This window comes from Bacillus sp. EB106-08-02-XG196 (assembly GCF_013396335.1).
Lineage (GTDB): Bacteria > Bacillota > Bacilli > Bacillales > Cytobacillaceae > Neobacillus.
The window spans coordinates 95962-118372 of record NZ_JABWSY010000007.1 but is presented as its reverse complement, the minus strand read 5'-3'; the positions used below and the strand labels follow the sequence as shown (position 1 = coordinate 118372).

23 protein-coding genes are annotated in these 22411 nt (G+C 38.5%); 19 read left to right on the top strand and 4 right to left on the bottom strand.

Annotated features, from left to right (window positions below):
- Positions 1 to 39 precede the first annotated feature (39 nt).
- From MLOOGBEN_RS12680 to MLOOGBEN_RS12655, 6 genes are all read left to right on the top strand, one after another.
- Entirely contained in the window at positions 40 to 1350 is a 1311-nt protein-coding gene (locus MLOOGBEN_RS12680) for a hemolysin family protein (RefSeq protein WP_179158616.1), read from the top strand.
- A gap of 233 nt (positions 1351 to 1583) precedes the next feature.
- Positions 1584 to 4121 carry a nitrate reductase catalytic subunit NapA gene (gene napA / locus MLOOGBEN_RS12675; RefSeq protein ID WP_179158615.1) on the top strand — a complete coding sequence of 846 codons (2538 nt, stop codon included), beginning with the start codon at positions 1584 to 1586 and terminating at the stop codon, positions 4119 to 4121.
- Positions 4122 to 4137: 16 nt separating this feature from the next.
- Complete coding sequence (locus MLOOGBEN_RS12670) at positions 4138 to 4542, top strand: nitrate reductase cytochrome c-type subunit (RefSeq protein WP_179158614.1); 405 nt, start codon at positions 4138 to 4140, stop codon at positions 4540 to 4542.
- A 65-nt stretch (positions 4543 to 4607) separates the two neighbouring features.
- Positions 4608 to 4871, top strand: a complete 264-nt coding sequence (locus tag MLOOGBEN_RS12665; RefSeq protein ID WP_179158613.1) for a chaperone NapD — start codon at positions 4608 to 4610, stop codon at positions 4869 to 4871.
- Positions 4868 to 5419: a 4Fe-4S dicluster domain-containing protein gene (locus MLOOGBEN_RS12660; RefSeq protein WP_179158612.1), complete on the top strand. Its 552-nt coding sequence runs from the start codon at positions 4868 to 4870 to the stop codon at positions 5417 to 5419. Before MLOOGBEN_RS12665 ends, MLOOGBEN_RS12660 begins: the two co-directional genes overlap by 4 nt.
- Before the next feature lie 102 nt (positions 5420 to 5521).
- Positions 5522 to 6259, top strand: a complete 738-nt coding sequence (locus MLOOGBEN_RS12655; protein ID WP_179158611.1) for a protein-glutamine gamma-glutamyltransferase — start codon at positions 5522 to 5524, stop codon at positions 6257 to 6259.
- A gap of 39 nt (positions 6260 to 6298) precedes the next feature.
- On the opposite strand, the gene MLOOGBEN_RS12650 is transcribed toward MLOOGBEN_RS12655, so the two are convergent.
- Positions 6299 to 6475, bottom strand: coding sequence for a YuzK family famiily protein (locus tag MLOOGBEN_RS12650; protein WP_179158504.1), 177 nt, complete (start codon positions 6473 to 6475; stop codon positions 6299 to 6301).
- A 283-nt stretch (positions 6476 to 6758) separates the two neighbouring features.
- The gene (locus MLOOGBEN_RS12645; RefSeq protein ID WP_165979054.1) at positions 6759 to 6920 is read right to left on the bottom strand and encodes a hypothetical protein; all 162 of its coding nucleotides are present in this window, start codon (positions 6918 to 6920) and stop codon (positions 6759 to 6761) included.
- A 260-nt stretch (positions 6921 to 7180) separates the two neighbouring features.
- Between MLOOGBEN_RS12645 and MLOOGBEN_RS12640 the strand changes: the two genes are divergently transcribed.
- The 6 genes from MLOOGBEN_RS12640 (at position 7181) to MLOOGBEN_RS12615 (ending at position 12226) form a co-directional block, all read left to right on the top strand.
- Positions 7181 to 7840: a TetR/AcrR family transcriptional regulator gene (locus tag MLOOGBEN_RS12640; RefSeq protein ID WP_179158610.1), complete on the top strand. Its 660-nt coding sequence runs from the start codon at positions 7181 to 7183 to the stop codon at positions 7838 to 7840.
- A 47-nt stretch (positions 7841 to 7887) separates the two neighbouring features.
- On the top strand, positions 7888 to 8607 hold the full coding sequence (locus tag MLOOGBEN_RS12635) for a GTP pyrophosphokinase (RefSeq protein WP_256989069.1): 720 nt from the start codon (positions 7888 to 7890) through the stop codon (positions 8605 to 8607).
- A gap of 154 nt (positions 8608 to 8761) precedes the next feature.
- A complete protein-coding gene (locus tag MLOOGBEN_RS12630) occupies positions 8762 to 10225 on the top strand; it encodes an alanine/glycine:cation symporter family protein (RefSeq protein ID WP_179158608.1) in 1464 nt (487 codons plus the stop codon).
- A gap of 121 nt (positions 10226 to 10346) precedes the next feature.
- On the top strand, positions 10347 to 10694 hold the full coding sequence (locus MLOOGBEN_RS12625; protein ID WP_218781162.1) for a metal-sensitive transcriptional regulator: 348 nt from the start codon (positions 10347 to 10349) through the stop codon (positions 10692 to 10694).
- 124 nt (positions 10695 to 10818) lie between these two features.
- Complete coding sequence (locus MLOOGBEN_RS12620) at positions 10819 to 11487, top strand: YfjL-like protein (RefSeq protein ID WP_179158607.1); 669 nt, start codon at positions 10819 to 10821, stop codon at positions 11485 to 11487.
- Positions 11488 to 11731: 244 nt separating this feature from the next.
- Positions 11732 to 12226, top strand: coding sequence for a flavodoxin domain-containing protein (locus MLOOGBEN_RS12615; protein WP_179158606.1), 495 nt, complete (start codon positions 11732 to 11734; stop codon positions 12224 to 12226).
- 42 nt (positions 12227 to 12268) lie between these two features.
- On the opposite strand, the gene MLOOGBEN_RS12610 is transcribed toward MLOOGBEN_RS12615, so the two are convergent.
- Positions 12269 to 12946: an SOS response-associated peptidase gene (locus MLOOGBEN_RS12610; protein ID WP_179158605.1), complete on the bottom strand. Its 678-nt coding sequence runs from the start codon at positions 12944 to 12946 to the stop codon at positions 12269 to 12271.
- Between the two features lie 159 nt (positions 12947 to 13105).
- Between MLOOGBEN_RS12610 and MLOOGBEN_RS12605 the strand changes: the two genes are divergently transcribed.
- Positions 13106 to 14146, top strand: a complete 1041-nt coding sequence (locus MLOOGBEN_RS12605; protein WP_179158604.1) for an ATP-grasp domain-containing protein — start codon at positions 13106 to 13108, stop codon at positions 14144 to 14146.
- Between the two features lie 56 nt (positions 14147 to 14202).
- Here the strand turns inward: MLOOGBEN_RS12605 and MLOOGBEN_RS12600 are convergent, their stop codons facing one another.
- Positions 14203 to 15471, bottom strand: a complete 1269-nt coding sequence (locus MLOOGBEN_RS12600; RefSeq protein ID WP_179158603.1) for an MFS transporter — start codon at positions 15469 to 15471, stop codon at positions 14203 to 14205.
- 438 nt (positions 15472 to 15909) lie between these two features.
- On the opposite strand from MLOOGBEN_RS12600, the gene MLOOGBEN_RS12595 reads away from it, so the two are divergent.
- The 6 genes from MLOOGBEN_RS12595 to MLOOGBEN_RS12570 all read left to right on the top strand — a co-directional run bounded on the left by MLOOGBEN_RS12595 (position 15910) and on the right by MLOOGBEN_RS12570 (position 22346).
- On the top strand, positions 15910 to 16992 hold the full coding sequence (locus MLOOGBEN_RS12595; protein ID WP_179158602.1) for a hypothetical protein: 1083 nt from the start codon (positions 15910 to 15912) through the stop codon (positions 16990 to 16992).
- A gap of 73 nt (positions 16993 to 17065) precedes the next feature.
- Positions 17066 to 18163: a glycosyltransferase family 4 protein gene (locus tag MLOOGBEN_RS12590; RefSeq protein WP_179158601.1), complete on the top strand. Its 1098-nt coding sequence runs from the start codon at positions 17066 to 17068 to the stop codon at positions 18161 to 18163.
- Entirely contained in the window at positions 18156 to 18932 is a 777-nt protein-coding gene (locus MLOOGBEN_RS12585; protein WP_179158600.1) for a HipA family kinase, read from the top strand. The genes MLOOGBEN_RS12590 and MLOOGBEN_RS12585 overlap by 8 nt, the downstream gene beginning before the upstream one ends.
- A 137-nt stretch (positions 18933 to 19069) precedes the next feature.
- Positions 19070 to 19978, top strand: a complete 909-nt coding sequence (gene galU, locus MLOOGBEN_RS12580; protein WP_179158599.1) for a UTP--glucose-1-phosphate uridylyltransferase GalU — start codon at positions 19070 to 19072, stop codon at positions 19976 to 19978.
- 1 nt (position 19979) lies between these two features.
- On the top strand, positions 19980 to 21284 hold the full coding sequence (locus tag MLOOGBEN_RS12575; protein WP_179158785.1) for a UDP-glucose dehydrogenase family protein: 1305 nt from the start codon (positions 19980 to 19982) through the stop codon (positions 21282 to 21284).
- A gap of 255 nt (positions 21285 to 21539) precedes the next feature.
- A complete protein-coding gene (locus MLOOGBEN_RS12570; protein ID WP_179158598.1) occupies positions 21540 to 22346 on the top strand; it encodes a hypothetical protein in 807 nt (268 codons plus the stop codon).
- Positions 22347 to 22411: the final 65 nt, after the last annotated feature.

Here is a 22411-nt window from a genome sequence, read left to right as displayed (position 1 = left end):
AGGTGTATTCCTTACTTTTTCATTAAGGTAAGGAGACCATTGACCATTATAAACTTGATTGTAATTGCAATTTTAATTGCTTTTACGGCATTCTTCGTGTCTTTCGAATTTGCCATTGTAAAAATCCGTAGTACACGAATCGATCAGCTAGTATCAGAAGGCAATAAAAAAGCAATTGCAGCTAAGACAATCGTATCAAATTTAGATGAATATTTATCAGCTTGTCAGTTAGGTATTACGGTTACTGCTTTAGGATTAGGGTGGCTGGGTGAACCAACAGTGGAACGCTTACTTCATCCATTGTTTACTCAATTTAACATACCTGAATCTGCAAGTAGTATATTATCCTTTATTATTGCTTTTGCATCTGTAACTTTTATACACGTTGTAGTCGGGGAACTTGCTCCGAAAACCATTGCGATCCATAAAGCTGAGGCGGTTACGCTCGTTTTTGCAAAACCAATGATTCTCTTTTATAAAATTATGTATCCGTTTATTAAAACTTTAAATGGTTCGGCTCGTTTGATTGTTGGTATCTTTGGCTTAAAACCTGCATCTGAACATGAAGAGGCTCATTCAGAGGAAGAACTTCAATTAATTATCTCTGAAAGTTACAAAAGCGGTGAGATTAATCAGTCAGAATACAAATATGTGAACAATATATTTGAATTTGACGATCGTATTGCAAAGGAAATTATGGTACCTCGTACTGAGATCGTGGTATTTGATCGATCACAAACTCTTGCAGAATGTCTAGAAATTGTGAAGGTAGAAAATTATACAAGGTACCCAGTCATTGATGGGGAAAAAGATAACATTGTTGGTATGTTGAACATGAAAGAAGTACTGACAGATTATATTAGTGGTAAAAATCTTGACACACCCATTGATGAATATACTCGTCCTGTAATTCAGGTCATTGAATCAATTGCCATCCATGATTTATTAGTTAAAATGCAAAAAGATCGTGTTCATATGGCTATTTTAATGGATGAATATGGTGGTACGGCAGGTTTGGTTACGGTTGAAGATATTCTGGAAGAAATTGTCGGAGAGATTCGAGATGAATTTGACGAAGACGAAGTTCCAGAAATCAACAAAATCAGTGAACATAAAACCGTAGTGGATGGAAAGGTTCTAATCGATGAAGTAAATGATTTATTCGGATTAGACATCCAGGAAGATGAAATGGATACCATTGGCGGCTGGATTCTATCTGAGAAAATGGATGTTGTCGAAGGTGATAAAGTTAAATATGGTGATTATGAATTTAAAGTACTTGAAATCGATGGTTATCATATTAAATTATTAGAAATTGTGAAATTAATGAAACATGAATCTATAGCATAAACCTACCCCTCTTGTATAAACGGCAAGAGGGGTTCTTTTTGTCTGTAAATTTAGGTTTTTTTCTTTATTACATTGATTAAACAGTAAAGGCAAATCTGTGTCACAACTCCCATGAAATCTATGAACATTTTGAAAACGATTTTAAAACTAATTTTATTAAACTCACTCCTCGATTACGATAGAAATGTATATTCATTAAGTATAAACATGGTTTTTAAGGGAGGAAGATGAGCTTGGAACTAACGAGGAGATCCTTACTGAAAGCAACAGCTGTGTCAATGACGATGGCTGCAGCAGGATGCGGTAAAAAAAACGAAAACTCCGAAACGAAAAGTGCTCAAGCAGCAAGTATCGAACCAGATGAATGGAAAACCTCTGTGTGCCGTTTTTGCGGTACAGGCTGTGGAATTCTAGTTGGTATAAAGGATGGCAAGGTAATTGCAACAAAAGGTGATCCGGATAATCGTTCGAATAATGGTCTTAACTGTATTAAAGGATACTACATAGGAAAAATCTTATTTGGCAAAGATCGTTTAACAAAACCGCTGATCCGGGATGATAAATCCAAAAAGGGAACAATGGAAGGTTTCAGGGAAGCTACATGGGAAGAAGCCCTAGACTTGGTAGCCGATAAATTGAAAGAAGCCCATAATGCTGATCCAAAGTCGATTGCCTTCTGGGGGTCTGGACAACAAACGATTATGGAAGGGTATGCCTCTGTAAAGCTTTGGAAGGCTGGATTATTGAATAATAATATTGATCCTAATGCTAGGTTATGTATGGCAAGTGCAGTAACAGGATTTATGACAACGTTCCAATCTGACGAACCGATGGGATCCTATCGTGACTTGGATGAAGCAGAAGTATACGTGACCTGGGGAGCAAATATGGCTGAGATGCACCCAGTTTTATATTCCCGGCTTACAGCCCGTAAGCTTAAAGAAAGCGGAGTTAAGCATTATGACTTAACGACAAGACGTTCTAGAACCTCAGAGCTTGCAGATGTTGTAATGGAATTTAGGCCACAATCAGATTTAGCAATCGCTAATGCTATAGCAAATTATTTAGTCCAAAACAATCATTATGATCAAAAATTCATTGATGACCACACACAATTTAAAGCCGGTACTGAAAACCTTGGACACACCTTTGATGATAATTATGAAGCAAGCGAGATTGGCCAGGCGGCAGAAAAAGAATGGACCATCACATTTGATGAATTTAAAACAAAGGTTGCACAGTATACATTGGAAAAAGCAGAAGAAATCTCAGGTGTGCCTGCAAAAGATATTGAAGCACTTGCAAAAGAATTTGCTGATCCAAAGGAAAAGGTTTTATCGCTTTGGACAATGGGTGTAAACCAACATACACGCGGAACGTGGATGAATAATCTTATCTATAATATTCACTTGTTAACGGGAAAAATTTCGAAGCCAGGGAATGGTCCATTTTCATTAACAGGCCAGCCGAGTGCCTGTGGAACAGCAAGAGAAGTGGGCGTATTCTCTCACCGACTGCCGGCTGACCTAGTCGTAAAGAACCCGGAGCACCGTCGTTATACCGAATTAATTTGGAATCTGCCCGTGGGGTATTTAGAACCTATTCAAACTCCTGGGTTCCATACCGTAAAAATGTTCCGAGAGCTTGGAAATGGAAAAGTAAAGTTCCTATGGAGTATGTCGAATAACTGGGCTCAAACCATGCCTAAGCTTAATAGATTTACAGGGAAAGATGCGAATGGAAAAGGTGTAATCGATGGATTTATTGTCGTTTCGGAGGTCTACCCAACTAGGTCTACTGAGATGGCAGATGTTGTTTTTCCAGCGGCCATGTGGGTTGAGAGGGAAGGTCAATTTGGAAATGCTGAACGGAGGACTTCGATATTTGAAAAATGTATTGAGCCGCCAGGTGAGGCAAAATGGGATTTATGGGCAATTGTTCAAGTGGCCAAACGGGTTCTAGACGGAAAAATGATTGGTAGCAAGCCTGCTTTTGATGTCCTTTTTGGTATAGTTTGGGATAAAGATAAAAATGATTTACTTGAAGACCAGCATGAGGTAAATGGCCGACTCTGGGAGGAGTATCGAGCGTTTTCTAATCCTCATGAAAGTAAAAGTTTGGCAATCCAGGAATTGGGCGCTAAGTTAAAGATTAAAGCAAAGCAAATGGCACCTTATGATGAATATCTAAAACAGCATGGAATGTGTTGGCCAGTACGAAACGTTAATGGCAAATGGATCGAGACAAATTGGCGGTATGTACATGGAAAACAAGAGGAAGGTTTCGATCAGTTTGGTGTCGAGGAATTTGGAAAGACAGGCAAATACAAAGATATTGATTTCTATAAATCTGTTGATCACAAACCGAATATCTATTTTCGCCCTTTTGAAGAAGCGGCAGAGGTACCGGATCAGGAATTTCCATTCTGGTTGTGTACAGGGCGGGTGCTGGAACATTGGCATAGCGGTTCGATGACACGAAGAGTACCTGAACTTCATCGGGCTGTTCCGGAAGCTTTATGTGAAATTCATCCAGAGGACGCGAAGTCACTTGGAGTCAAAACAGGAGATATGGTTAAAGTAATTTCACGACGGGGTGAAGTAAAGGTAAAGGCCACAACAAAAGGTCGAGGAAATCCTCCTAAGGGACTTATATATGTGCCATTTTTTGCCGAAGAAACACTTATTAATCTAGTAACCTTAGATTGCTATTGTCCAATATCAAAGCAGCCTGATTTTAAGAAATGTGCGGTTAAAATTGTAAAAGCATAATGGAGGTGTGAATGGTATGAGAGGAAAAGAACTTCTTTATATTTTAGGGTTTGTCTTAGTGATTGTTGTTGCAATTACTTCGACTAAATTGCAAGGATCATTAGAATCTGCCTCTACTAATCTGGAAGTGAATAGCCCAGCAGCAGGATTAATTCAGTTGTCCGAAGAAGGAAGACAAGATGCTGCAACTATGGGACTTTTGAATGCACCTCCGATGCAGCATGTTACCCATGTAGACCGATGGAATGGAGAGCTTCACCATGAAAGCTGTTTAGCCTGCCATGGAAAAGAGGGGACTGGAGCACCTACGCCGCCAGATGACCATTTTTATGATAATGATCCAAAAGGTCAAGTTTTCAGGGATAATTGTGTTCAATGTCACGCCCAACAAACTGATACAAAAACGGCGTTCAACGAGTAGTATAGCGTGATTGGCCTTCTTTCTTATTCTGGAGGCCAACCAAATAAAGTCTGGAGGGGTTGAGCATGGTTATTTCGGGAATATATGTTGAAACAATCCCAGGCCAAGCAGATCATGCAGCAGAAAAATTTGCTTATATAAACGGTGTTGAAGTTCACCATATCCATGAAGGAAAAAAAGTAATCCTTACATTAGAAACGGAGACGGTAGACCAAAGCTATAGAACCGCAGAAACCTTTAAGGAAATTGACGGGGTCCTTGCCATTTGTCTAGTTTACACAAACTTTGAAGATGAGCCATATTATCAAGAGGCTGCTGGTGCTAGATGACAGAAAAGCTAAAAAGGAGAGAATTTCTTTCATTAAACTGGGAATCTACCATTGGTTTCTTAGGGAATTTTATTGCACCACAAATAGAGGTGGAAAGGGATTTTTTCCGCCCGCCGGGGTCTTGTAATGAACTGGAATTTCTAACTTCTTGTTCTAGATGTGGGAAATGCAAGGAGATATGTCCGGAAAATAGTATCAGGTTATTTCCTCTTGAAAGTGGAGTGAAATTGGTTAATACTCCTTATCTTGAGCCAAATGTAACACCTTGCACACTTTGCACGAAGTGTATCGAAGTATGTCCGACCAAATCATTAAACTTTGCCGATTTCGCTGCTCGCCCTTCTATTGGATCAATAAATGTCAGTCCAGACCAATGTCTTGCCTATCAAAATGTAATTTGTGATTATTGTGTCCGCGCGTGTCCAATAGAAGGTGCACTAAAAGTTGTTAATGGAGTTCCAGTGGTCTCTTTAGAAAAGTGTACGGGCTGTGGAATCTGTGTTTCCAGTTGTATAGCAGAAGAAATTGCATTAAAAGTAAACCTATAACTGTAAACGGTCAGGTCCTTAGTGCGGGATTTGGCTATTTTCTTGTCTCCCTCCTGCATGTAACAAGGAATAGGGTCATATGGTGTAGAAAGGAGGTATCAAATGATAAGTTTAAATGGTGCAATTGTAAAGCTTGAGGATCTTCAAAAAGAAATAACTAATAGTGATCAAAGGACAATTTTGAAACAAATGGCAAGTTATCCTGTGGTTTATTATTACACGTCTCTTCAACAACTGAAGTTTGAATTACTATTCCGAGAGAATACGATAAAAGCCGCAACCGCTTTAGATAAAAGCGGTGCAAAGTTTACCACTTTCACATATTCCTTTCCGAACAGGAAGTACTGGTATCGATTGCCGAACGGAGGTTTTCTCTTGCGTGAGGGGTTCAATCCCTCAGAAGGAATTGAGGATATAGTGAAAAATGGGAAGTTATATGCTTTTGAATGCGCTACAGCTATTGCAATCGTCCTATACATCGCTGTACTCTATACAATTGGTCCAAGGGCATTTAATACGTACTTCAGGCGTCTTTATTTAATGGATTGGCAATTTGACGAGGATCTTCCTGTTTATCAAAAAGATGGGGAGGATTTCATCATTGGTGATGTCTTACATTTCAAAAATCCAGATTTTGACCCAAAACAGCCGTGGTGGAGGGCCGAAAATGTAATCTTTTTTGGTAATGATAAATTCTTTGGACATGGAATTGGAATAAGAGATTCTAAGACCATCATTAACTTCTTAAATGGAAAGAGAAAAGAGAATTCTACGGAATCTTCTTATCTTATGCGCATGATCACAAGGCCAAATTATAGAACGATTAACCTATTACGTTAAAGAATAAGGAGCTTCCGAAATGGAAGCTCCTCTTATATATCAACCGTGTATTCTTCCGTCAAAATCGGCGCTAAGCCGTTTGCTGATTAAATAATCCAGCTCACGCCGCTTTTCAACTTCCATTCTCACATTTAATTTTCGTTTATAGTCTTCATAACATACCCCGTGTGCACTCAACATCGCTTTTTCCATTTCATTTGTATACTTTAGTTTCAAATAATGGATAATGAATCCCTCCGGTTTTTACCGTTTTAACGGCTTTATGGGTAACACAATTACAATGATAGCACTGCAAATATTTCCATACAAAGTCGAAAAAACAGCATATCTGGCGGTCAGCTTTCGTGAGGTGGATACTCGTGAATATAACTCTTACGTTCTTAAAATAGAAGCCATATCCTCCCAATAAGAGCTTGTAATGTTGTCATACATGCAAAAGAAAGCCCATTGCATGTGCAGCAATGGGCTTTCTTGTAATGGGTCGCGAATAAAAATCTTTTTAATTCATAGATTTATCTAACATGAAATCAGCTTTTGGCAGTGTAATAATCTTGCCGCCAATTTGCACGTGTACGGTATCGTTGAAAATGGCTTTTACAATTCCCTTTAGTGAAACGCTTGAGTTGATTGAGATATCTTTTTTATCAGATTGGTTTGCCATATTAATCAACACCTTCCAAAGTTAATTATAGAATATTATAAATGAATAAAACCAAAAAAAGCGAGTAAAAAGACTCAGAAAATCAAAAAATAAATAATTTGTTCATGTTATTTCAATCGACTGCCAAGGGGTGTGAACATAGATTGGAATAACATGAACTATAGTTCAAGTATTGCATGTCAAAGAGAGTCTGTCAATGGAAACATGAACTATGGTTCAATATTTATTTTTTGTGGTATAATAGGTATGAGGTGAGAAAAATGTCAGACCGAGAAGAACAGCTGGTTGGTGAGTTTCCCCTAATTCCTAAGCAGGAACGTGCGCAAATAAAAAGAGATTTATTATTGAAAAGTGGTCATGAATTATTTGTTTCAAGAGGCTTTGAGCATACAACGGCAAAGGAAATCGCCGCACATGCAGGGGTGGCAACCGGGACTTTTTATCGGTACTTTTCGGATAAACGACAGCTGTTAATGTCTCTGTTAGAGGATCAAATTGAGATGTTAATGCCGCCTGAACCAAAATGGGGGGTTTCAGATCCAGAAAGTACGTTAGCTTCCCTATTAGAATCACATGATGAACGTCTGAAGGAAATTGGCTTGCAGCGATTGCTTCCTGAATTATTGGCTAAGGATACAGAGTTTGCAGAGGTATTAGCAGCCGGAAAACGAAAGATTTTTACTAGGATTCTTTCTGGATTAAAAAGGGCTTACGATAATGATCTAACTTGGAACGATTTAGATTTAAATACCGTTACGTGGTCGGTGATGATTTTGGCCGAGCATGCCCATGAGAAAATGAAACACTGTGGGAATCAGACAGATTATCGTGAAGTAGCTAAGGTGATGTGCCGTATAATTTTTCCACCAGAAGTCATGAAACAATTACGGACAAATGGAACTGTAACAAAAGAAGAGTAACGATTTCCGAAAGGATGTAAGCGATAGCTATGGAAAAGACCCTTGATATGAAGGATTTAAAAGCAATCAAAATTGAATTGACTCGTTTTATGATGGCTTATAAATTTGCTTTAGATGAAATGACGACAAAAATTAATATACTTAAAGATGAATTTAATTATATTCATGATTATAATCCAATAGAACATGTTAAAACACGATTAAAATCACCTGAGAGCATCTTTAGAAAAGTTCAGCGAAAAGGTATCGAATTCAATCTAGACAGTATTAAGGAAAATATAAAAGATATAGCAGGTATGAGAATAACCTGTTCCTTTATTTCCGATATTTATGAAATAAGCAGGATGATTGCGAATCAGAAAGACATTCGTATATTAGAATATAAGGATTATATAAAAAATCCAAAGCCCAATGGTTATCAAAGCTTGCATATGATTCTGGAAATACCGATTTTCATGTCCGATCGTGAGGAATTAACCTGTGTTGAGATTCAAATTCGTACCATTGCCATGGACTTTTGGGCAAGCTTAGAACATAAAATTTATTATAAATATAATAAAGAAGTTCCACGAAAAATGCTTGATGAATTAAAAACTACAGCCGAAATGGCCGCACTTTTAGATAATAAAATGGAAAATCTTCATAAGGAAATGAAGAAAATGAAACAAGCTGACGATGCTGAGGTTATGCTACAGTCTATGGGGATCGGAACCAACAAATTAAAATTAATAGAGACATTTATGGGAGAAAAACTCGGAATCAAATAAAATGAGAAAGCCTATTACATTTTTTACTGTAGTAGGCTTTTTGTTTGTTTAAAAAACAAATTAATCTAAATATTTTTAAAAAACAAAAAATTCTTTTATTTTATAGATAAGCTGTTATATAATAGAAAACATCAAAGATAAAAGGGGGATTTACTTGGAACAAATTGTGAATTGGTTAAATGGAATTATTTGGAGTCAGGCACTAATTTATTTATGTTTAGCGGTAGGATTGTTTTATACAGTATCAACTAGGTTTCTTCAAATCAGGCATATGAAGGATATTTTTAGGCTAACGTTTAAAGGTCAAAAATCTGAAGCAGGAATATCGTCCTTTCAGGCGCTAAACCTTGCATTGTCTGGAAGAGTTGGAACAGGTAATATTGCTGGTGTTGCGACTGCGATTGCTTTTGGGGGTCCGGGTGCAGTTTTCTGGATGTGGTTAATTGCATTTTTAGGAGCAGGTTCAGCCTTCATCGAATCCACTCTCGGACAGGTATATAAGACTAAACAAGGCGGCCAATTTCGCGGGGGTCCGGCCTATTACATAGAAAAAGGCTTAAAGATAAAATGGTACGCTGTATTATTTGCCATCGTTACAGTTATTGCTACTGGTGCCCTTTTACCAGGGGTACAGGCAAATAGTATTGCCGTCGGTATTGATAATGCTTTTGGAATCAATACAAGTATTACAGGTATTGTATTAATTTTAGTGTTAGCCATTATTATTTTCGGTGGTGTAAAACGGATCGCACGTACAGCTGAATTTATTGTACCATTTATGGCTGCAGGTTATATAATCGTGGCTCTAATCATTACTTTTGCAAATTTCTCTCAAATACCAGAAGTCCTTTCTTTAATTTTTTCTAGTGCATTTGGCGGAAATGCAGCTTATGGGGGAATTTTAGGTGCCGCTATATCTTGGGGAGTGAAACGAGGCATTTATTCCAATGAAGCAGGTCAGGGTACTGGACCTCATGCTGCTGCAGCAGCGGAAGTATCACACCCTGCAAAGCAAGGAATTGTGCAAGCCTTCTCTGTATATATTGATACTTGGTTTGTTTGTACGGCAACTGCCTTTATGATTCTGATGACTGGAATGTATAATGTCACACCAGAAGGAAAAGAACCGATTGTTACAAACCTTACCGAAGTTGAAGCCGGTCCTGGCTACACACAAGCGGCAGTTGAATCCGTATTACCAGGGTTTGGTGCACCGTTTGTAGCGATTGCTCTATTGTTCTTCGCTTTTACAACCATCATGGCTTACTATTATATGGCGGAAACAAATCTTGCTTATATTTTCAAAAATAAGAATCGTTGGACGGAATATGTCCTTAAATTTGTTATCCTAGGAATGGTTTACTATGGCTGTATAAAAGAAGCAGGTCTCGCATGGGCACTAGGGGATGTTGGGGTTGGGGCAATGGCCTGGCTAAACCTTATCGCTATTCTCTTATTAACCAAACCTGCCCTAAAAGTTCTTAAAGACTATGAAGCTCAGTTGAAGGATGGAAAAGATCCCGTGTTTGATCCTGTTAAATTGGGTATCAAAGATGCTGATTTCTGGGAACATGAGTATAAGTATCCTGAAAAAGAATCAGTTGAAAAAACAGGCTGATGCTTTTGGTCAAAAAGAAAACTGACATTCACGTGTCAGTTTTTTTCTTTTTCAGGAGTAAAGTTGTGCATCGCCTTACGATAGGGGGGTATGATATAATAATTGAAAATGAGGTGATGGAATGTCTTTTGAACATGAAAATGATGAAGAAATGAATAATGATTCCTGCTGCATTACTGAGGGCAGCCACCGAAAAAGCCATCATTCCGATAAGGTGAAGAGTAATCTTGTTACGAGACTTAATCGAATTGAAGGGCAAATTCGTGGAATTAAAGGATTAATTGAAAAGGATACTTATTGTGATGATGTGATTACGCAAATTTCAGCCACGCAATCGGCACTTAATAGCGTTGCAAAAATACTGTTAGAAGGCCATCTAAAATCGTGTGTTCTTGATAGAATTCAAGAAGGGGACAATGAGGTTTTAGATGAGGTCCTGGTTACGATTCACAAATTAATGAAGAAATAATGCTCCTCCTCCAGGTCGTACTTTTTGTACGTCTTTTTTTTTCCATTTTATTGTTTTTAATAGAAGGAATAAGAAAAACCGGTGAAGAATACTATAGTTATAATATTCTGATAATTCTAGGGGGGTGAGGAATATAAAGGCAACAAAGATCATCCTAATGGTATTTACAGGACTCATTCTGACTTTTAGCTTTTATGCTTATACAGTATTTTACGGGACACCTTGGGGAAAAGAGAATCATGAAGGAAATATGCAGAACTATATAACAAAAAAATATCAAGCTGAATTTGTCCTTACGAAAATTAATTACAATTTTTTAAGCGAAACCTACCAAGGATATGCCTATCCTAAGAATCATTCAAACCTCTTATTTATCATTGAGCAGGATGTGGATTCTCCGCGTGGTTACTCCGATAATTATCCGAAAGTTATGTGGGATAGTGAGTTAGCAACCGACCTTAAAGCTCAAATTAAAGAACTTTTTCCGGATTTGGACGGAGGAATGTTTAAAGCACTGCAAATCAAAGACAAAGGAGAAATCTTTGGTTCGAAAATTCCTACCTATGAAGAAATAAATGTATCGATCCTCTCTACCTCTATTCCTATAGATATAAAAACAAATTGGTCAAAAATAAACCAAAATAACGAATTAAAGAAAATGAAGAAACTTAGTCAATTTTTAAAAGAGGCTCGTTTCCCTGTATTAATCGAGGTAAGATATTATGAAAATGAACTGAATGAACAGGCTAAGGTCGTTTTTATTACGGAAGAAGGGAATATCATCGAAAAATAGTGCTCCTATAAAGGGTGGCACTATTTTTCAAGTTTTCTATTATAATAATTTATAGAGTTTTTTTATTCCTTATGATACGCATCACATTAGGACTGAGTTGTTTTGGGATTGAATTGTAGAAATATTGCCAATATTTATCCCGGATATTTATTATTGCTGCATTATAATTAAGGTAACATCAAAAGGTCAGACAGTTTTGGGTGATTTGAAGGTGAAAATTTTTCCATGGAGGGTAGGATGATTTATGAAGACATTGATTGTTTATGGCTCATCTCATGGCACTACAGAAAAAGCTGTCCAATTACTGAGTGAGTGGATGGAAGGAGAAGTCTTAGCTGTCGATTTAAAAAGGGATAGAATTGCATTTGAAGTAAGCGATTATGACTTCGTAATCATCGGCGGCTCTATCCATGCCGGCAGTATTCAAGGGAAAATAAAGCATTTTATCGGCAAGCATCATGATGAGTTGTTAACCAAAAAACTGGGCTTGTTTCTTTGCTGCTGGCATGATGGCGAAACAGCTATTGAGCAATTTGATCTCGCCTTTCCAGAGGAATTAAGGAAAGTTTCAATCGCAAACGGTATTTTTGGGGGAGAATTCCTAGTAAGTAAAATGAATTTTATTGAAAGGCAAATTGTTAAAAAAGTGAGTGGTGTTACTGAGGATACTTCGAATTTAGATACAACGGCAATCATGACCTTTGTAATGAAAATTAATGCAACCTTTGCTCATGTATAAAAAATACCTGACCCTCCGTGGGGTCAGGTATTTTTTTGGGGCTTAACAAATTTTTTGAATCAGTTGGATTGAATTATTTTTGGGTGAATTAACAAGAGGACTCACTTCATAGGCTTCCATTAAATTATGCTCAAGTGGTTTAAGCAAGTGATGAAGCTTATTAGTCTCTGTTATGGAAGGGTCAAGCCAATATTTTTCATCTTCAGGTTTTAAGATTACAGGCATCCGGTCATGGATATCTTGAACCAGCTCGTTCGGGCTTGTGGTGATCACGGAACAGGAATAAATTGATTTTCCTTCGGGGGACTTCCAATTCTCCCAGAGACCAGCCATAGCAAATAATTCATCTGATTTGAGCTTAATTCTCATCGGAATTTTAGTCTTATTATCAATTCTTTTCCATTCATAAAAACTATCGGCCACAATCAAACAGCGTTTTTTCTGATAGGCATTCCGAAAGCTTGGTTTTTCAGATAAAGTTTCGGCACGCGCATTAATCATTTTATATCCAATAGACATATCCTTTGCCCATGGCGGAATTAATCCCCAACGCAGAAACCCCATCTTATTATGAGTTCCATTATTAATCACCGCTAACACCGATTGCGAAGGAGCCACATTATAACTAGGCAAATACTCCTCCTCCTGAAGAAAAAACTCCACATCAAACCTATCAATCAACTGATCAACCGTAGCCGTCAACGTAAACCGTCCACACATGTACAATACCCCCTTTGGTTGTCCGGTGCCTGTCACCATTTATACATTGTATCACCATTTATTCATCGAATTATATAGTAAAATGTATAAAATGGAAATTATAGGCGAATAATGTTTAAGGTTTTTAGTTTGAAGAATTCAACGAGAAAGAGGTTCCGTATGAGAATTTGGTTTAATAGGTGGTTTACGACGGTTACGCATTTTATGGAGTTGATTCGTGGAAATGAGGAGGGGCGGCGGTTTGAGATTTTTGGCACTCATTCAAATAAGGACGCTCTCTATTTGCAGTATTGTGATTATGCCTTTACAGAACCCACCGTTTCAGGTGAGGAATATATTGAGTTTTGTCTAGAGTTTTGCCGGAAGCATCAGATTGATATTTTCATCCCAAGAAAAGAAAATGTCACAATCTCAAAAAGGGTTACTGATTTTGAGGCGATTGGTGTAAAGGTGCTGGTATGTCCAGATTCGGAATTGATGGAGACATTGGATAATAAAGCTGCTGCCTACTATTCCATCCTGCAAAAGGAAGAGGCTGGGGCAAAACTTGTTTCGATACCAGATTTTTATGTGGTTAATAATATAAATGATTTCAAATCTGCCTATCAATGTTTGAAGGATAAGGGACATACAGTGTGTTTTAAACCTGTTGTGGGTGAAGGCGCCACTGGTTTTCGCGTTATTGAGGATAAGATTGAAAGTATTGATCAGCTGTTTAGAAGGGCAAGCAGCCGCCGTCTTCCATATCAATACGCTTGTGAAATTTTAAGCCAGCAAGAGGTTTTCCCAGATTTAATGGTGCTGGAGTATTTAGAAGGTCCGGAATTCAGCATAGATTGTGTTGCATCCAATGAACAGCTGTACGCTGCGATACCAAGGATGAAAGGGGAAGGAAGGATAAGAGAAATCTTAGATCATCATGAGCTTATTCAACTAGCCCAGCGGTTTCATCAACACTACCATATACCGTACATCTTTAATATTCAGGTTAAATATAATCAGGGTGTCCCTAAACTGCTCGAAATCAATCCTCGAATGAGCGGCGGCATGCATTTTAGCTGTTTAACAGGCCTGAACCTTCCGTACCTAGCGATAAAACTCTTGCTAGGTGAAGAAATCGGTCAATTGAAGCCTAAATTTGGAATTCGGGCTAGTCATCTAGAGAAGGAAATGATTCTTGAAAAAGATCTTTTTGCGTAACATTTAACATAAACAACGCCTTGGGTGATTTCCCAAGGCGTTGTTTGTTTATGTCATTATTTATTAATAACCTCGATTTTTTCAGTGGTTTCTGGGACGCGCAGTAAAACTGCGCCGCCAAGGATAAATAAAATAACTAAGCTAAATACTCCTGCGTTTGTATTACCTGTTATTTGGGCAGTTACACCGACCAAAGCTGGTCCTAGGATGGAAGCAAATTTATAAAAAATATTATAGAATCCGAAGAACTCGTTTGCATTTTCCTTTGGAACCAACTTCGCAAAGTAGGAGCGGCTAAGTGCTTGGATTCCACCTTGGGAGGACCCTACAAGCATCGCCAAAATCCAGAAATCTAAGGTTGTTTTCATGAAATAAGCATAGATACAAATAATAATATAAATAAAAATTCCAACTAATAACATTCTTTTTCCTGTGAATTTATCTGCCAGTCTTCCATACAACATAGCGAATGGAGCTGCAATTACTTGTGTGGCAAATAGAATGATTAATAGATTTGTAGATGATATACCAAGATCGGTTCCATAGGCAGTAGACATAGTTATAATCGTGTGAACCCCATCAATATAAAAGAAATAAGCAATAAGGAAAAGAAATAATGGACGGTAAGCTTTTATCCTTTTAAGAGTTTGAAATACTTTTTTAAAGCTGGTAGAAATCGGTTTTGCTACCCGCTCGACGTAATAGACCTGTTCCACATTTTTTAACATTGGAATCGTAAAGGTTCCCCACCAAATCGCCGTGATTGCAAAGGCTATTTGCGTGGAGACAGTTACAGATAAGGGCAGAATCCCTTGTTGTGATAATAGAATAAGAGCAATGCCGATGATGAAAGGAATGGTACTTCCGATATATCCCATCGCAAACCCGCGGGCGGAAATCTTATTCATCCGTTCTTCACTTGTTACGTCGACAAGGAAGGCATCATAAAAGATATTGGCTCCTCCAAAACCAATGACGGTAACAATATAACAGATTAAGAGGATGAGCCACTGGTTACTGGGAACAACTGCCAATAGAGCCGTAAAGGCAATCCCTAGAATAACAAAAAAGGTAAATAATCGCTTTTTTAAGCCCCTAAAATCTCCAATCGTTCCTAAAATCGGTGCACAAATGGAAACGAGGAGAGTCCCAAAGGAATTTGCGTATCCCAAATACGCCGTAGAGGTAGAACCCGCAAGACCTGCACCATCTGCTGCTGCTTTAAAATATAAAGGGAAGATGGCTGTTGTAATTAATATGGAGTATGCAGAATTGGCCCAATCATAAAAAACCCAGCTCTTTTCTTGCTTCGTCAATCGACTCATAGTGAGTACCTCCTATTTAATTGTCAACTAAATGTACACCTCTTTTACACAAATATATGCGGAGCTATCACAACTTTTACAATAGTCCATCCATTTATTTATACCACCGTTTAAAGAGTGTAGCTTCTATAACAATTGTACAATAACTAGAGGGGTTAATTGTTAATTTTTCAATAATTTTAACACTTATGGTAATAATGCTATTGAAAAAAGCCAGTTCCTTTTGAGGACCCGGCTTTCTTCGTTTTTGGAAAGGTAGAATTAACTATACATTTTTCTTTTTATAGTCAATTGCCTTAACACTTTATACATCAATTGAATTTAATATAATAGGCAGTAAATTTATAGGGTTTAGGATTAGACAAGCTGGTTATCAAAATGAATATTGTCAAAATATGAAATCAAGCTGCCAACTTGGAAAGAAAGGAGTGAATATATATGTATATTGAGAATTTAGAACAATGGATGCAAAACATTAAAGTAACAAACCTTGTTAATGCCGATGTGGAAGTGATTAATAACACACCGTTAGTGATGATGGGAAAAGGACGCCAAGGTGCAGTATTTCAAATATCGGATGACATCTGCGTAAAGGTGTTCGGGAATACCGAGGATTGCGATCGCGAATATTATGCTCTATCCCTTGGACAGCAGACTTCTCTATTTCCTAAGCTCTATGGGAAAGGTCCTCTCTATATTGTGATGGAAATTATCCGGGGTGTTGATTTACGCGAGTATTTACAATCCCAGCCATTAACAGAGGCACTTTCAGCAAAATTAATTGAAATGCTAATTACATTTAAAGAAATTGGATATGAGAGAATTGACCACCATAAGCGTCAAATTTACCTACAGTCTGATGGCAGTCTAAAGGTAATCGACGTAGCGAGAACCATTTGGCGTGATAGGGTCTATCCATACCCACGTAAATTATTGACATCCTTAGGGGAAGAAAACAAAGCAATCTTTATGACACATGTACAAGAAATGGCACCGGAATTATATGCAGAGTGGCTCCATTACATCCGAATGGAGGAAATCTCAAGGGAAATTACGGCGTTACTTCTCCCGCAGAAACCCGATAAGAATAAAGTCAAAAATCTGAGTAATAGTTTATTGACAACAGCGGATGAGAAAAACTATGTGGTGCTCCTCCAGGGTCTCGTTCATAAGGTTTTCAAGGAAGAATGGATCAAAACGATGCTGGCACGTGGGGCAGATCCAGAAAAAGTAATGGAAAAAATCGATGAATATTGGGACAAATTCGAACAAAGTTTTGAGTCAAGGTATCCAGAAGGTGATAGAGGTTACAAGGGTGAAAGACGTTTCGAAGGAGATAGAAACTCCAAAGGGGATCGTGACGCCAGAAGATGGAAAAGCTTCGAGGGCGATAGAGGGCGTCGCAGCAAAGGCGCTAAGGGTGGTAAAGGGAAATACTACTCGGGAGATAGATACGATGATCGCAACCGCCGTGACGATAAGCGAGGCAAGAACAAAGGCAAGGATAAAAAACGTCGTTAAACGACATTAAGGGTTTAACCTAGTGACCTAACAGGGGTGGGGAGGAGCCTAATGAAAACGAGGAGAAACCATTATGAAAGTATTAGTAATCTGGCGTCTGCTGACAGTTGGCGGGGTGAATGCCGGCTGGCGCAATCGCTCGATTTATTTTAAGAAACATGGAATTGATACAGAGTTTTTATACACTACCGATCATGGAGGGCTTCACATTATGGAAGATGTCGCTCCCGTTTATTTGACAAAGGATGAACTTGAGATTATCAAGATTATTAAAGACAATCATTATGATGCCATTATTGTTGTTGACACGGGTGCTGCTTTTAAGTGGCTTAAGAAAGCAAACTATCAAGGTCCAGTACTGGTAGAGGCACGCACACCAGAACTGATTAAGCTTAAGCCTCATTTAAAATCATTCAGAGGGATAAATCCCAAAGCCATTATTGTACCTTCACAGTATCAAAAACGATTGGTATCCATTCTAACAGATGAGATTCCGATACATGTGATTTATAATGGCATCGATACGTCATATTACCGAGCTTTGAATGACGAAGAGATAAATTATGACAGTCAACCGGTCCTTCCAAACGGTAAAAAAATTATTGGCTGGATTGGCAGATTGGATAAACGTAAAAACTGGCAAATGTTAATAGAAGTGGCGAAGCTAATAAAAGGTCAGCGTGATGATGTTGAATTTTGGGTGATTGGCGGTGCACAAAGTGTGCAGCGGGAGGAATTTAGAGCCAAATGGGAGGAGGAAAACCTCACGGATATTGTTAAATGGTTTCCAGTGATACCTTATCAGCAAATGCCGCAGGTATATGCGAAAATTCGCCAATCAGGCGGGTGTACGCTGGCAACTACTAAGACCGAATCCTTTGGAAATACCTTTATTGAATCGATGGTTTGTGGTGTGCCAGTAGTTTCTTCAAAAATGGCGCCGGTTACAGAATTGGTTATCCACGGTGAACATGGTATGTTATTTCGTGGTCAAAATGTAGAGGATGCTGTCAATCAACTTTCGGGTATTTTGGATAACCCAAGCCTCCATCAACAAATGTCAAAGGCTGCGATTGCGCGCGTCCATGAAAAGTTCGCGATAGAGGTTGTGGCAGAACAATATGTTGATTTATTGAAAAAAATAGGAGGGGGGAGGGCCGGGAATGATTAAACCAGTCGCCTACAAGAAAACACTAGAAGGAAAGTCAAATGCTCACTTGATAACATTTAATGATGGACGAGACTATGTTGTGAAGTATTTCCAGCCTGGATTTGAAAAAACGTTGGCAAATGAATGGGTCGCCTATTGCCTAGCACGGTACCTTGGTCTCCCCATCCCTTTTGCACAATTAGTAGAAATCCCCCAGGAGTTTTCCTCACAATACCCTGAACTTTCTCAAATGACTCAAACACAGTTTCAATTTGCTAGTCTTTACGTACCAGACTGTTATGATGGACATCAAGTGACCAATGTTCCTGCTATTTCAAACAAAGAAAACCTAGCAGGTGTTATTTTATTTGATTACTGGTTGTGCAATCGTGATCGAACTAGGAAAAATATCATTCTATGCGATGACACCCCGAATTCCTATCGCTTGTGGATTATCGATCATGCTGAAGTGTTCGCTTCCTATGACTGGACACTGCAAGATATCGAATCACTGCCGATTACGATTTTAAAAAGTGCAACTCATCAATTAATGGCATGTTTTATCGAGAATGAGGAGGAGTTTAACGAGCAGCTAGAAATCATTCAAACGCTGCCCATTCATTTAATAGAAGAAATTGTAGCGATTATTCCAGAAGATTGGCAGGTTACGAGTGAAGAAAGAAAAGCGATTGTTAGTACACTGCACACACGTCGTAAAAGAATACTAAAAAAACTGATGGAAAGGTTTATAAAAAGAGTTTATCGGCCAATACATGAACAAAATAAATGATTCCCTTGGCTATTTTGTAAAGGGAGTTTTATTTTTTAGAAAAGGTCTTTTAAAACGATTTTGCTAGGTTCCTGACGTGACCGGAGGTTGTCCATCTGCATATAAAGGATTAAGAAGAAAATGAAAGGAGGCAACATATGAAAATCCGTAAGGCCATTATTCCAGCAGCTGGCCTCGGAACTCGATTTTTGCCAGCCACGAAAGCACAGCCAAAAGAAATGCTGCCGATAGTTGATAAGCCAACCATTCAATATATTGTGGAAGAAGCTGTCGCTTCTGGGATTGAAGAAATTATCATCATCATCGGCAGAGGTAAAAGATCTATTGAGGATCATTTCGATAAATCGTATGAACTCGAAGACACACTTTTTAGAAAGAACAAACTTGATATGTTAGCGGAAGTTCAAAAAATATCAAACTTAGTAAATATCGTTTATGTCCGCCAGAAAGAACCAAAAGGGCTTGGACATGCTATTCTTTGTGCGAAAAGCGTTATTGGCGACGAACCATTTGCGGTTTTACTTGGTGATGATATCGTTATGTCGGAAATTCCCTGTCTAAAGCAGGTCATCGATGTTTTCGAATATTATAATAGTTCGGTTGTTGCCGTTCAAACGGTATCAGAAGAAGATGTCAGCAAATACGGAATTATTAAGCCAAAGGGGACGATGATTGAATCGGATTTATTTCATATTGACTCTCTTATTGAGAAACCCAGCATTGAAGAGGCTCCTTCGAGATTTGCGATTATGGGACGCTATGTATTAAGTCCAAAGATATTTGAAATCTTAGAGCGAATTCCAATGGGTCGAGGGGATGAATTACAGCTGACTGACGCCATCAATGAACTGAATAAACACCAGGCAGTCTTTGCTTATAACTTTGAGGGGAGCCGCTATGATATCGGAGATAAACTTGGTTTTATTAAGGCCACCATTGATTTCGCATTAAGCCGGGAGGATATCCGAGAATCTGTATTAGCTTATTTGCAAGAAGTAACAGAGAATGAAACCGGTCAAAATAATAAGAAAGAGATTGATGATTGATATGAAGATTGCCGTTTTAGGTACAGGCTATGTAGGGCTGTCAACAGGTGTTTGTTTATCACAAATCGGTCACCATGTCACATGCATAGATATTAATGAACAAAAGATTAATCAATTACGTAAAGGGATTTCCCCCATTTATGAACCTGGTCTTGAAGAAATACTAACTTCTAATATGGTTGCAGGCAGATTACACTTTACAACCTCTCTTAATGACGCGTTAGCTGACGCAGAAACCATTGTTGTTGCGGTTGGAACGCCTCAAGGTGATAAAGGTGCAGCAGACCTTTCCTTTCTTGTACAAGCTGCAAAAGATATTTCCTCCCATATAACTCCTGAGAACATCATTGTTATTAAGAGTACGGTGCCAGTTGGAACGACTGATTTTGTCAAAAAAATGATGGAAGACCTGTGTGGTTTTAAGGTGAAAATGGTGTCGAATCCTGAATTTCTCCGCCAGGGTTCTGCTATTCAGGATACGATGAAAGCTGATCGTATCATTATTGGTTCGGAAAGTGCAGAGGCTGCAGGGAAAATTCAAGAGATGTATCGACCATTAAATGTGCCAATGCTTTTAACAAGTACCAGAAGTGCTGAAATGATAAAATATGCTTCGAATGCTTTCCTAGCAACGAAGATTAGTTATATTAATGAAATTGCCAATTTATGCGAAGCAGTCGGTGCAGATGTACAAGATGTTGCTAGAGGAATGGGCAAGGATAAGAGGATAGGTGAAGCGTTCTTGAACGCTGGGATCGGCTATGGAGGCTCCTGTTTTCCAAAGGATGTCAAAGCATTGCTGCATACCGCTGGGTTAAATGGCGTTGAATTTCCGTTATTAAAAGAGACCATTGCCATTAATGAATATCAGCGAGAATTGTTGGTAACAAAGGCATTAAAGCGATTTGGAGAATTAAAAGGCAAAAAAATTGCGATGCTAGGTCTAGCCTTTAAACCAGAAACAGATGATATGAGAGAAGGACCGTCTATTCCGATTGCGGTGGAATTAACAAAATTAGGAGCAGAAGTCGTTGCGTACGACCCCGTTGCCACTGAAAATGCGAGAAAAATTATCGGAGATACCATTAAATATGCTGGTTCCATTCATGAAGCCATTTCAGAAGCGAACGCCGTATTTATTGTCACCGAGTGGAACGAGGTTAGATGTATAGATGTAGCTGAAATGATATGGAATATGAAAGAACCGATCATTTTCGACGGCAGAAACTGTCTTTCGGAAGAGAAAATCCGTGAATGTATTTCAGTAGAATACTATCCAGTAGGAAAACCACCAATCATTATATAATAACCAGGCATGATTCTTGCGAAGATATTTGACTGCAAAAATCATGCCTAAACTTTTTTCAATAGCAGCAAACTTTGATACAATAAAAAAGGTTGCAACTAAAAATACATAATGAATTTACTTGTTAATAGCAGAGTGTCCACTGGAGACGGACATTTGTACATGAATGGTGCCTGTCACCGAGGTGACACCTGAAAGGTGTTCACCCTTGAAAGTGTCACCATTGGAAGTGTAAGCATTGAAAGGAGTGGAAAGATGGTTATTGAGCATGAGCAGTTGGAGCGGAGTAGTTTGACTCGTTATGTTCCTCCTAAAGGGGATTTTGAGGGGTTTCGTGATGATGAGCATTACCGTGAAAAGTTGAAGGAGTGGGGGCTTTCGTCTGCGAAGGAGGCGAAGCGGGAGTTTTGGTTTAAGGAGAGGAATTATCAGCGTGTGGTGACGATTAAGGGGTACGAATCGTACGGAAAGTCTGACGAGTTTAACACGCTTGTAATAGAGTTTCAGGACGGTAATTTGAGCTGTATCAACCCTGCCTTCCTAAAGGAAATGCAGGCATCCAGTTTTGGCAGAGAGAGTATGCTGATGGTTGAGGAGAAGGATTTCAGTACACCAGATCAAGTTACAGAGACTCAGGTTAAGGAAGAATTACCTGAACCAAAACCAGCAATACAAGCTGAATCCAAAAAACCAAAGGCAACAAAACCTAAAAAAGAAAAAGAACCGAAAATTGAACTGCCAGCAGATAAGGTCCATTTCACAGCGAGTGTCAAACAGTTTGCCCTTACATACAACCCGTTTAATGAAGAAAATGATGAAGTCGTCGTTCTCGAAAATGTCCAAGTTATACAAGAGCCACCCATTGAAATTGGACTCGCCTGGTGCAGCCACAGTAAAACACTAAAAAAATTCGAATTGGTACCAGGAGATCAGCTGGAATTTGACGGAAAAGTGACAAAGAAGAAACTGGCCAAAGGTAAGGATGTAGAAGAAGAGTTCATCGTCGATACGGCAGTCTTATATAAAGTCAACAATCCATCAAAAATTGTAAAAAATGGATAGACCACAATAGAATACCTTTATGAGAATGAGTCCTCAAAAAGTTGAAGGCTCATTTTTATTTAAAA